This is a genomic window from Mycoplasma sp. 13536 (assembly GCF_055523495.1).
Genome location: NZ_JBVFVC010000001.1, coordinates 728,540 through 742,280 on the forward strand (window position 1 = coordinate 728,540; position 13,741 = coordinate 742,280).

The 13,741-nt window shown below is 31.0% G+C and carries 6 protein-coding genes and 1 other RNA gene; 4 read left to right on the forward strand and 3 right to left on the reverse strand.

From position 1 onward, the window contains the following. Positions 1-45: 45 nt before the first annotated feature. Positions 46-3,669, forward strand: coding sequence for a DNA-directed RNA polymerase subunit beta (gene rpoB / locus AC0B4N_RS02940; RefSeq protein ID WP_465102369.1), 3,624 nt, complete (start codon positions 46-48; stop codon positions 3,667-3,669). Continuing rightward, positions 3,662-8,104, forward strand: a complete 4,443-nt coding sequence (locus AC0B4N_RS02945) for a DNA-directed RNA polymerase subunit beta' (protein WP_465102370.1) — start codon at positions 3,662-3,664, stop codon at positions 8,102-8,104. Before rpoB ends, AC0B4N_RS02945 begins: the two co-directional genes overlap by 8 nt. A 67-nt stretch (positions 8,105-8,171) precedes the next feature. Here the strand turns inward: AC0B4N_RS02945 and AC0B4N_RS02950 are convergent, their stop codons facing one another. Continuing rightward, the gene (locus AC0B4N_RS02950) at positions 8,172-8,633 is read right to left on the reverse strand and encodes an NUDIX hydrolase (RefSeq protein ID WP_465102371.1); all 462 of its coding nucleotides are present in this window, start codon (positions 8,631-8,633) and stop codon (positions 8,172-8,174) included. A 21-nt stretch (positions 8,634-8,654) separates the two neighbouring features. Next, positions 8,655-8,748, reverse strand: an RNA gene (gene ffs, locus AC0B4N_RS02955) — signal recognition particle sRNA small type. Positions 8,749-8,914: 166 nt separating this feature from the next. Here ffs and AC0B4N_RS02960 point away from each other — a divergent pair. Both AC0B4N_RS02960 and AC0B4N_RS02965 read left to right on the forward strand, forming a co-directional pair. Next, a complete protein-coding gene (locus AC0B4N_RS02960; RefSeq protein WP_465102372.1) occupies positions 8,915-9,952 on the forward strand; it encodes an NAD(P)-dependent oxidoreductase in 1,038 nt (345 codons plus the stop codon). Then, on the forward strand, positions 9,945-10,979 hold the full coding sequence (locus tag AC0B4N_RS02965; protein WP_465102373.1) for an aquaporin: 1,035 nt from the start codon (positions 9,945-9,947) through the stop codon (positions 10,977-10,979). Before AC0B4N_RS02960 ends, AC0B4N_RS02965 begins: the two co-directional genes overlap by 8 nt. A 233-nt stretch (positions 10,980-11,212) precedes the next feature. Here AC0B4N_RS02965 and AC0B4N_RS02970 read toward each other — a convergent pair whose 3' ends face one another. After that, complete coding sequence (locus AC0B4N_RS02970) at positions 11,213-13,639, reverse strand: putative immunoglobulin-blocking virulence protein (protein WP_465102374.1); 2,427 nt, start codon at positions 13,637-13,639, stop codon at positions 11,213-11,215. Between the last annotated feature and the right edge of the window lie 102 nt (positions 13,640-13,741).

The window sequence follows — 13,741 nt, forward strand, 5'->3', positions numbered from 1 at the left end:
TAACATTTTTTATAAGCAAAAACATAAAATTAAGGAAGGTCTTGTATGAATCAAAAACCAAAATATACAATTCGTAAATTTGGTCCAATTACGCAACGCCGTGATTATTCAGTGACTAAAAAATCATTAAAATTAGAAAATCTTTTAATGAGTCGGAAAGATAGTTTTGATAACTTCATGAAAAAACGTATTAATGAAGTTTTACTCGAAATTTATCCAATCATTACCGGTCAAGTAAAACTTGACTATATTAAAAACTCTGTTGAAATTGAATATCCGTTTAAAAAGATAACAAGCGAAACAGAAGAAATTAATAAATGTAAAGCTAAAGGAATTAACTACAGTTCAAAGGTTTACATTTATCTTCAAAAAGAAAATATTAATACTGGTGAAATCCAAAAAGATAAAATTCTTTTAGGAGAAATACCATACATGACCTCTGGTGGTAGTTTTATTATCAATGGTTCTGAAAAAGTTATTGTAAGCCAGTTAGTAAGATCCCCTGGAGCTTACTTTGGGGTTGGCGTGCGGAACAAACAATCAGACGATCTTTTTAACAAACTTGAAATTTTACCAAAAATAGGTTCGTGATTTGAAGTATCGCATAAAATAACCTCATCAACTCTTGATCCTGTTAAGGTAAAATTAGATCGTAACAAAAACATTCAGCTAGGTACTTTTTTAGCTTACTTTGGATTTACCCAAAAACAACTTCAAAAACTTTTTGGTCCAAATGATTTACTTGATGAAACAATTAAAAAAGATAAAATCTTAGAAAGATATGTTGACGATAAAGATGAATTAGTTGCAGCGGCACAAGAAGATATTTTTAGAACAATACGAAAAGGTGATCGTGATACACAAGATGCTAAAAAATCATTATTACCAGGTATTTTATTTGACAAACGTAGATATAACTTATCTGATGTTGGTCGTTATATGCTTAATAATAAACTTTCATTAATAGACCGTATTACTAACACATATTTAGCTCAAGACATTAAAAACAAAAGTGGTGAAATTTTATTCGAAAAAGGAACTTTTATTACTTTTGAAAAAGCTAAAGAAATTCAAGAAAATTTTAATCAAAGATTTATTAGAACTGAAAAACTTGATCTGGACCCAGAACATGTATACTATAAGTTATATCGAGCTGAATTAAATGAGAAAAATCCAAATACTGTTTTTAATAATCCTATCTTAAGAAAAAGAATTAAAGTTATTAAGGTTAAAGTTTACCCAAGTAAAAAATGAATGAATGATCCAGAAAAAGAACCTGTTACCGTTATTGGTAATGACCCTTCAGCAATTGAACACCACTTATTAATCTCAGATATTGTAGCAGCTGTTAGTTACTACTTTAACTTAACAGATGGCCTTGGGCAAGATGATGAACCTGATTCATTAATTAACAAGCGTGTTGTATCAGTTGGTGAATTGATTGAAACCCAATTACAAATTGCATTAAGTAAACTTGAAAAAACAACACGTAAATCAATTGGTGCAAAAGATGTTGAGAAGGTAACTGTTAAAAATGTTACTAACAACAAATTAATTACAAATCAATTTAAATCTTTTTTTAATACTTCCAAACTTTCACAATTTATGGATCAAATTAATCCTTTATCTGAAATATCTAATAAGCGTCGCGTAACTTCTTTAGGGCCTGGTGGTCTTAATCGGGATACTGCTCAATTTGAGGTTCGGGATGTACATTCAACTCACTACGGGAGAATTTGTCCAATTGAAACACCTGAAGGTCTTAACATTGGGTTAATTTTAAATTTTGCTACCTATTCACAAATTGATGAAAAAGGATTTTTAAAAACTCCTTATTTCAAAGTTAATAATGGTGTAGTTGATTATAATGATGTACATTATTTAAACCCTCGCCAAGAATTAGGTTATTCAATTGCACAATCATCGGTAAATGTTGATGAAAATAACCGTATTATCGATGATAATTTAACCATTCGTAAAAACTATACTTATGTAAATGGTAATGGAGGGGACGTAGACTTTGTCGAAGTTTCATCAAGACAAATTTTATCAGTAGCTGCTGCCGGAATTCCTTTCTTAGAAAATGACGATGCAAACCGTGCCTTAATGGGATCAAACATGCAACGTCAAGCTGTTCCGTTATTACAAGCAGAAGCTCCATTAGTTGCTACTGGTATAGAAGCTGATATAGCTAAATATTCATCATATAACTTGCTAGCTAAAAATGCTGGTACTGTTACATATGTTGATGGATCACATATTCACATTCAAAGAAATGAAACAGGTATTACAGACAAATATTCTCTTCGTAATTTCGAAAGATCTAACCAAGGAACTATAATTCAACAAATCCCATTAGTTCGAGTAGGAGATGTTGTTGAAACAGGTGACATTTTAACTGATGGTTCATCATTTAAAGATGGTGAAATGGCTTTAGGTAAAAACGTTTTGGTTGGTTTCACAACTTGAAATGGATATAACTTCGAAGATGCCGTAATCTTAAATGAAAAAATAGTTCGTGATGATGTCTTTACTTCAATTCATATCGAAGAACAAACAATTCAATTCCGTTCATCTAGATCTGGAGATGATATATTAACAAAAGACGTGCCAAACGTTTCAAAACATGCACTACGTCATTTAGATGAAACTGGTATTGTTAAAGTTGGTTCAGAAGTATATCCAGGAGACGTATTAGTTGGTAGAGTTTCCCCTAAAGCAGAAGAAAACCCTTCTCAAGAAGATAAATTACTATACCAAATTTTATCTTTAAAAGCACCAACAGATAAAGATACTTCATTAAAAGTTAAAAACGGACATAACGGAACTATTACACACGTTGAAGTTTTATCACGTGATAAAGGTGATATTTTAGAAGAAGGAATTGAAAAAATTGTTAAAGTATCAATTGCACAAAAACGTAAAATAAAAGTCGGAGATAAAGTTGCCGGTCGTCATGGTAACAAAGGTGTTGTGTCAATTGTATTACCTGAAGAAGACATGCCTCACTTAGAAGATGGAACACCACTTGATGTAATGTTAAATCCTCAAGGGGTACCTTCACGTATGAACATTGGTCAAATTTTAGAGTTACACCTTGGTATGGCAGCTCGTAAATTAAATGTTAAATTCGTGTCTCCTTCATTTGATGGAGTAAAAAAACCAGATATTGAAGCAGCCTTAGAAGAAGCTGGTCTTGATAAAACTGGTAAACAAATTATTATTGACCCAATTACAGGTCGAAAATTTGATAAACCAATTTCAGTTGGTGTTATGTATATGTTAAAACTTAACCATATGGTTGATGATAAAATGCACGTACGTTCAGTTGGTCCATACTCATTAATTACCCAACAACCACTAGGAGGTAAGTCTCAAAATGGTGGTCAAAGGTTTGGTGAAATGGAAACTTGGGCCTTAGAATCATATGGTGCTACAAATATCCTGCAAGAAATTTTAACTTATAAATCTGATGATATTTTAGGTCGTAATAACTTATATAGTGCTTTAGTATCAGGAAAAGAAGTCCCAACACCAGGTGTTCCAGAATCATTCAACGTGCTTAGTTATGAATTAAAAGGTCTTGGTATGAAATTAGAACAAAGTTTTGAAAGTCCACAAGACGAAGACCAAATAATCCAATATGAAACAGGAGGGGAAAGTGAATAAAGCAACTGTTAAACAAAATCAAAAAGATAAAATTCGTAAAATCACACTTTCTTTAGCAACTAAAGAAGATGTTTTAAAATGGTCGCACGGAGAAGTTACAAAAGCTGAAACAATTAATTATAAAACCTATAAAACCGAACGTGACGGTTTGTTTGATGAGTTAATTTTTGGTCCTACAATAGATTTTAAATGTCCAATTTGTGGTACCAAATACAAAAAAAGTGATGTTAACTCAACATGTTCTAAAACTCCTCAATGTAAAAGATATAATCCTGAAATATTACCTAAAATTTCACGTCGTAGCAGAATGGGTCATATTCACTTACATACTCCAGTTGTCCACTTTTGATTCTTTAAAATTGATCACTCAGTTATTTCCAATTTGCTTGGCCTAAGAGTTGAAGATGAAAAACAAGTGGTTTCAAAATCAGATTTAGAAAAATTAATTTACTATAAATCACATATTGTGTTAGAGAGCGGATCATTAAAATCACTCAAGAAAAATACAATTATTGATATTAACAAAGCAGCTACAATTTATGAAGCTGCTTTAGAAGAATTAAAAGAATTAAACAAAGATGACGAAGAAGCCTCAGAAATTATTATTGAAGCTTTATATGAACTACGCGATTATGCTCAATCTCAAGATGGTAAAGATTATGGTATTGATTTTTACCAATATAACGATATTATTAAAGAATATTCAGATGCTTTAATTGGTACAGGTTCGCAAGCTATTGAGTATTTATTAACAAACTTTGATAGCCATAAAGAACAACAATTAGTTCAAGAACAAATAGATAAAATTAATTCAGAAATCAATAAGCAAAAAGATGTTTCTGTTTCAAAAATTCAACAACGTCAAAAATTATATAAACGTTTAACAATTATTTCATCATTCATTCGTTCTGGCCAAAAACCAACAGATATGTTAATCTATGAATTGCCAGTTATTCCTGCTGATTTAAGGCCACTGGTACAACTTGATGGAGGAAGACATTCAACTAGTGATATTAATGAATTATACCGCCGGATCATTATTAGAAACTCACGTGTTGAAAAATGGCATGATACTGATGCTCCTATGTTAATTAGACAAAATGAATACCGTATGGTCCAAGAAGCTGTTGATGCTTTAATTGACAATGCTCGTAAAAAACCAACTCCAGTTTCTTCAAGGGATAATCATCCTTTAAAATCAATTTCAGACAGTTTAACAGGTAAAAAAGGTCGTTTCCGTCAAAATTTATTAGGTAAACGTGTTGATTATTCGGCTCGTAGTGTAATTGTTGCTGGGCCATCGTTAAAAATGTACCAAGTAGGAATCCCTAGAGATATTGCTGCTAAATTATTTGAACCATGAATTATTAAAGATTTAATTGCAAAGGAAGAAAGTGTTACAAGCATTAAAACTGCTAAAAAACTAATTGAAAATTTAGATCCAAAAATTTGACCGTACGTTGATGAAGCAATTAAAGGTCGCCCGGTGTTATTAAACCGTGCTCCTACCTTACACCGTTTATCGATTCAAGCCTTTGAACCGGTTTTAATTCGTTCTAAAGCAATTAAATTGCACCCATTAGTAACAACGGCTTTTAATGCCGACTTTGATGGGGACCAAATGGCAGTTCACGTGCCAATTTCTGAAAAAGCGGTTCGTGAAGCACAAGAACTAATGTTAGCCTCAAAAAATATTTTAGGTCCAAAAGATGGTGAACCCATCATTAATCCTTCACAAGATATTATTTTAGGAATTTACTATTTAACCATAGAAAAAACAGGTTATCAAGCAAAGGGTGAAGGAAATTACTATCAAAACTTTGAAGAAATGATGCGCGCTTATGAACGTAATGATATTAGTTTACATACAAGAGTTGTATTACCAATTAGTAGTTTAAATAAACCTAAATTATTAAAGCAAACAACTAAACCATACATCTTTTCTACAGTAGGTAAATTCATTTACAACAACGTATTGCCAAAAGAATTTGAGTTTATTTTTGGTAAATACGTAGAAAAAAGTTATGTTAAAGCCTCTAATGGCGAAACTAAGGTTTCAACTAAAGAAGTAATTCATACTTCACGTGACGCATTAGATCGTTATACTTTGGAATATGGACAAAACTTTAGACAAGTAATTGCAAATGTGGACCTAAACTTAGCTTTATCTAAAAAAGATACCGCTAAAATTATTCATCAAATTTACAAAGAATATGTTTCTGTTATTACAATTGAAGATTTAGCAAGTGTAATTAACAATATTAATAAAACTAATTATAAAGACCAACTGGAAGCTCTTAATGCTTTAGTTGATTATAAAGGTGAATTATTACCTGATACACATGCTAAATTATTAAATAATTTTATTATTGAAGAATTTGACAAATACACTTTTTCACATTCTCCTAATGAATCATTAGAACAATTAGATTGAACTTTAGAACAATATTCAAAAGCCTTAGAAACTGTTTGGTTTAAATATTCCAACTACGTTGCTGAAATTTTAGATAATATTAAAGAATTAGGATTCCATTATTCAACTATTTCAGGAATTACTATTTCAATGAATGATGTTAAAACTTCTGAATTAACTAAAGATTATATAAAAGAAGGTGATGAATATATCGCTGAATTAAAAACATATTTTGAAAATGGTTATTTAACAGATGATGAACGTTATAAATTAACAATTGAAAAATGGTCAAAAGTCAAAGATAAAGTCGAAAAATCCCTTAAGGAAATAACTAATTTAGAAGTAGATAATCCATTATTTATGATGATGTCTTCTGGGGCTCGCGGAAATACTTCTAACTTAATTCAGCTGGCCGGTATGCGTGGACTGATGTCAAACAACACCAAAACATTAAAAGCCGATGCTGAAAATGAACGTGTCGTACGTTCTACCATCGAAATCCCTGTTAAGTCATCTTTCTTAAATGGTCTTAGTGCCTACGAATTTTATTCATCAACCCATGGTGCACGTAAAGGACTTACCGATACAGCACTTAACACTGCTAAATCTGGGTATTTAACACGTAGATTAATTGACGTGGCACAAAGTATTGTAGTACGTGAAGAAGACTGTGGTTCAGATTTTGGGTTTGTCGTTAAAAATATTAAAGATACTAAAACAAATGTTGTCATTGAATCCCTATACGAAAGAATTGAAGGAAGATATACAAATAAAGCCATTTACGATAATGATGGTAACTTAGTAATTGCAGCGAACAAATTAATTACACCTCAAATTGCAAATTACTTAGCTAATGAATTAAAGTTAGAAACTGTTGATATTCGTTCAGTTTTATCATGTCACACCAAAAACGGGGTATGTAAGGTTTGTTATGGAAAAGATTTAGCAACCAACCGTGTTGTAAATATTGGTGAAGCCGTTGGTATTGTAGCTGCTCAATCAATTGGTGAACCTGGAACTCAGCTAACCATGCGTACTTTCCATACTGGAGGGGTTGCCGGAGTTGAAGATATTACTGGTGGGTTTGGTCGTTTAATTGAGTTGATCGATGCTTATGATAATCCATGAGGTAAAACAGCCGCAATTTCTAAATGAAATGGTACTATTACAAAAATAGAACAAATCTTAAGTAAGGATGCCAAAAAATTTGCTGACTTAACACAAGTTACAATTGCAACAACAGACGATCAAGGCAATTTACTTAATGAATTTGTAACTGGATCAACTACTCAAAGATTAAGAGTAAAAGAAGGAGATAAGGTTGTTCCTGGTCAAAAAATCTTTGATGGTCCAATTGTTTTAAACCAATTATTAAATACCACCGATGTAAGAACTGTACAAAATTACTTACTTAAAGAAATTCAACGACTATACCGTCTCCAAGGTATTACAATTGCCGATAAATATATTGAAATTATTATTTCACAAATGTTGTCAAAAATTTTAATTATTGATCCAGGCGATTCAAGATTATTTAGTGGATCATTAGTTGATACTTATGTTTACCAAACTGAAAATGCTAAATTATTAGCTAAAGGATTACGTCCTGCATATGGTAAACCAAAAATTTCTGGAGCTAAACAAATTCCGCTTCAATCTACGTCGTTCCTAGCTGCTGCTTCTTTCCAAGAAACAGCAAAGATCTTAGTTAATTCATCAATTGGTAAACGCATCGATATGCTTGAAGGATTAAAAGAAAACATTATTTTAGGTCAAAAAATTCCTGCCGGAACTAACTCTAATTATGAATTAAAAGGTAAATATGACATTCGTAGTTTTGCTTCATATTTCCCTGATAAACATAAAGAACCAGAGCCAACATTTACTGAAGAATTAAGAGCTGAAATAGAACAATTTTCACTTGATCAAATCATTGAGGATGTTGAAAATGAACCAATGCAAGAAAGTTATGATTTTGATCTAGATTACAATGAAACTTATGATGAATTCGAAAATAACTAAATGTTTAATAAACCAAGATGAATCTTGGTTTTCTTTTTATATTTTAAGTATAAAAATAAACCAAATACTATGATTTATTCAAAGCATTTGGTTTATTAAGGTATTTTAAAATTGATTGGGGAACAAAATTTATATTTTCTAAGTCTTGTTCGTTAACCCATTTAAAATATGGTCTTTTAGTTGGAGTTTCACAAATTTCAAATTCATCATTTAACATATGCTTGGGCATGTTTAAATTTACCTCAAAATAAAAACAAATTTCATGCACGTTTGCTTTAAAAAAGTCTGAATAATAAAAAGTTTCTTCGTGAAATAATTCCTTAATTGTATTGGGAATAAGTTTTAATTCTTCAAATATTTCACGTTTAAGGGCATTGCTCGAAGTTTCGCCAAATTCAATTTTGCCCCCGGGTAAATAAAAATATGTACCGTTTGGATTTTTTGATAATAAAATTTTATTATCATGTTTAACTAAATAACCAACTCGTAATTTAAATAAAAATTCATTATTTTTAAAAAATATATCCATAAATTACTCCTTTATTAAAATATAAAAAAAGACCACCTGACACAATACTTCTTCATATGGCTGCTATATCTCTATCCTGACCAGGTTAGTAGGTTATTGTTCAAATGGCTTTATAATTATATTATATTTTTAAAATTTGTAAACAAAAATATCAAAATATTCATTAACAATTTTCATTATAAATTCCGCATTTTTTATTTACGTTATAGGCATAATTTTATATAATTTTAAATAACTTTATAAGTTATTTTAAATTCACAAAATTAGAAATAGGAGACAGAATGAAAATAGCATTTTTTGATGCGAAAGATTATGACATAAAATATTTTGAAAAGTATAATGAAAGCAGACACCAAATTACATTTTTCAAAGAAAATTTAAACCTTAATACTGCTTCTTTGGCCAAAGGATATGATGCAGTTTGTGCCTTTGTTAATACATACGGAGATAAAGTAATTTTAGATGTTTTAGCAAAGTTGGGGGTAAGACATTGATTTCAAAGATCAATGGGATATAATAAGATTGATATTGCAACAGCTAACAAATTAGGGATTAATGTTTTTAGAATCTTTAATTACTCAGCTGAAAGCATTGGAGAATTTGCCTTTGCCGGTTTATCAGCACTAAATAGAAATTTAATTCAAGCAAATAAACGAGTTGAACAATACAACTTTTCTTTAAACGGATTAGATGGTAAATGTATTGCAAATTCAACAGTTGGAGTAATTGGTTCAGGAAAAATTGGGCAAACATTTATTAAAATTGCCAAAGCAACTGGTGCAAGAGTATTAGTATTTGATGCCTATGCACAAGAAAACTTCCCTGATTTAGCTGCAAAATTAGAAATTGAATTTGTTTCATTAAGTAAATTACTAGAAGAGTCAGATTTCATTTCAATTCACTGTCCATTGCTACCATCAACAAAATATTTATTAGATCAAGCTGCAGTTAATAAAATGAAAGATGGGGTTATTGTAGTTAATACCGCCCGTGGTGAAATATTAGACTTAGAAGCAATTATTAAGGCTCTTAAATCTGGAAAAATCCGTGGTTTAGCAACTGATGTGTTAGAGCGCGAAGAAGGAAGATTTTACGAAGATGTTTCAGCTCGTATTGAAGATTTAAAGAACCTAGATCCTCAATGAAAAGAATTAATTGAAATGCCAAATGTGTTAATTACCTCACACCAAGCATTTCTAACTGATTTAGCCCTTACCCAAATTGCTAAAGTAACGTTAGATCATGCAGATGCAGCTCAAAATAACAACTTTGAAAATGCCTTAATTATTTTAGAAAATGGAAAAATTAAAAATGGATAAACAAAAGCAAACCTTAAAAACTCAATCGCTCTTTAGTTATTTTAAATTAACCAAAGATAAACGTTTAAATGCAGAAAAACCAAAGGATCCAAAAACTTGATTAATTCATGGTATTTCTGAAATAATTGGTACAATTATGCTTTCATTATTATTAGCAGGCCTTAGTACCTTTATTAAAGATAAAGATGGCCACCCCATTATTATAGAAGAATATTTGATTCACCCAGTCTTGGTTGGTTTCTTTGCGGGTTTTGTGGCAGTTGGATTAGTATTATTTATTTTTCTAAGATTTAGTTGTGATTTAAATCCGGCTGTTTCAATTACAAGATATTTAAATGGGACAAATGATGGTAAATATACTTTATTTAAAATCTTAATGCAAGTAATTGGGGCTTTTATTGCAGGTGCAATTATTTATGCAGTTGGAAAGGCAAACGTAGGCGATACTTATGTTGCTAATGCACCAATTAACTCACTAGTAGCTGCTAAAAAATCATTTTCACCTTTTGTGGTTAAAAATGGTGAAGGATCAATAATGGCCTCAGGCTCAACATGAATTTTCTTCTTTGAAATGATTGTGACAGTTGTATTATTAGTACCAATTTTTTCACCAAGAATTGATAATAAATACCGTGATACATTTATTATGGCAATTATTTCATTTAGCGTTTGAATGGGAATATTAACGGGGTCTGCTGCAATTAATCCAGCCAGAGGTTTAGCACAGCAATTGCCGAATTTATTATTTGAAGATACCTATTCAAATGGCTTTGCTGCTTACACAAATAACCTTGGCATTTCTTGAACTTTAACAAACCCAAGTGCACAAGCATATAATGGTATTTTAGCTGGAACTTTTGCAATGTTGCTTGGTACATTGTTAGCACCATTTTTATACTTATTTGTGCAAGGCTTTACCGAAAAATACTTTAACCCATTTGTTATTAAATTGATCAGTTTTAAAAACTATAAAGCACAAAATATGATAAAACCAAGTCTACAACAACATGAACAAAATAAAGACTAACTTAAAACTTAGCTCATGGCTAAGTTTTTTTTGTTTAAATTACTTATTAATCACCGGTAATAATTAAATTTCTTATAATTCTTATTTAATGAATATTTATCACATTGGGATAGAAAAACAACCATAAAATTGTATGCACCTAATTTATTCAATTAAATGCATTTATTGTGTATTTAGACTAATAAAATTTATATATAAAAACAATATGCTTGTACACATATTGTTTTTGTTAATTATAAAATGATATATTTGTCATCCTCAACTTCATACCTTGCATTAAACCCAGCAGATTTTAAAGAATCTAGTAATGCTTGTTCCCCTGCTTGAACAATAATTTCGGTGTTTGAATTAAAGGTTCCATCACTATTATTTAATAAAGTACGTAAGTTGCCAGCACCTTCTGCATTAAGTTTTTCACCTTTTCCAGGTTCTAGTGCCCTCATCATTATCTTCTTGGTTTCTTTACCATTGCTAAAGAAGATCTTGCTTGGATCACCTGGCTCGCCAGTAATTAGAATTTTGCTAAATTGTGCATTGTTCATTTCAAAGGCAGATACAGATCAAATATCTGAGTCATTGAATAATTTAATTCTACGTAGTTTACGAACAGTACTATTATTTCCTAACACGTCTTCAAATACCATACCCGCTAATGTTTTGATACTTGGTGCATTACTGAAATCTAAGCCAAGAGGCCATGAGTTTCCATCCCTTTGACTATCAGGCTTATTACCACCACCTCAACCACCTTGGAAGATTCTTTCGTTGTTTCTAGCTCAATAAGCCATTCTTAAGCCATCGTTAATGATTGTTAAATCATATTTTCCATTAACGATAACGTCTTCTTCATCAAAGGCTAAATTGTCAAAACTAATTCGAGAATAAATTCTTTCTTGGCTATTTAAAGCACCTCATGATATATTGTAATCATCCATGTTGACTCAAGCAACTTTATTTAAAGCCCATGGATTAAATGCCCAGTCGTTTGCTAAAGCATTTAATTTTTGGTCTGTATACATGGCTAATTCGTCAATTTCTTTACCTTTAATATATTTTAAGGCAGTTGTATTTTTTGACGCGAAGAATAATTCAAGCATTGGCAATTTGTTTGGTAAAGCAGCAAAGATTTTATCCATATCTTGGTTTGCCCCAACTCTTCCAATACTTTTAATACGATAACCAGTAATTTTAACGTTATTTTTTTGAAGTCTTTCAATTAATGCTTGAGCATTTTGATATGCTTTTGGTTGTTCAACATCAATTTCAACAACAATAGCTTCTTTGAGTTTTCCTTCTTCAGGTTTATTATTAATAAACCTATTAATTGTGATACCATGAAATCCTGCAATTAAATCAGCATATCCATTTTGTTCAAATTCTTGGTTTGCCCAAGTTTTAGTTCAACCGTTGTAATTGCCTAATCTTATGTCATCAGAATTACGACCAGGCCATGTTTCGTTATTTCATAAAACACGACGATTTTTATTATCGTATTGGATTCTTAATTGAACATTGTTAACTGGTGGTGAATAAACATATGATTCTCATTCACCATTTTCATTAACTCATACTTGTCCGCTTTCTGAAATTACAAAACCTTCTTCTAGGTATTTTTTAACACGATCGCTAACTTTATTAATTTTAGATTGATCAATATGCATTAAAAGCAATAATTTACCAAGAGGAACTTCAACATCTTGATTTGCACGTGGAGGCCGGTATTTGAAGATCTTGGTCATGTTTCATCATTTATCAAAGTTTTTTAAACCAGTTTCATCAAGATATTCTTTAAGTTTTTCAGGTTTTTCTAAAAGTCTAAAATACCTTGCATATAAGTTACCTAATGCTTCAATAGCACCATCGCCACTACGTTTAAAGAAATCAATTTGAGCTTCAATATCTAACTTTTCATCATGCAATACTTCATGGAATGAAGTGTTTGAATTTTGGAAAAGTCAATCTGCATCTTTAGCGCCTTTTTGCGATCTTTCCACAGAAATTTTAATATTTGCTTCCGTTAAAGCATTATAAATACCTTCAACTTCTTGAAATTCATTTTGATATGCAATCCGGTTCGCAATTCCTCGATCCCGATCATATCTTTCAGTTTTAGGGGGATTTAAATATGCAATATCAGCTGTAAATTTAATACCACCTTGGTTAATTTCTTTCCGTTCGCGACGTTGCACTCTTTCATAAGGTTCTTTATCCGGTTCAGGTTTTACCTCAATTGGAGTTTTTTGAATTGGAACATCTGGTTCAACGGGTTTAGTGTCTTCTACTGGCGGAACAGGAGTAGGAATTGGCAATGCATCTTCTTCTAATTTAGGAGGGTCCACTGGTTTAGGTTCCTCTTTTTTATCATCAATAATCTTTGGGGGATCTGGAAGTATTGTAAGAGGCTCTTCAACTTCTTTAGGAGGAGTTGGTTCGGGTTCTCTTGGTTTACGATCTAAATTTGCATCATAAGTATTTGGATATGAATTCTTAGGATCAGCAGTATTGTTGTCTAAGAAGGTATTAACAGTTTGTTGCACATTATACTTATGACTATTTTTAGAATCTATTTGCAATGATTGCACAGTTGTAAAAATAGTAGTTATACCCATTGCAGAACCAAGGGATATTAAAACTATTTTGTATTTTCGTTTAAGTCTCATATTTTGTCCTTTTTGTATTTTCCTTTAATTATATTTATATTATAACATTATATATATATATATATATAAATATTAATATATAAATTTGGTATTTACACAATA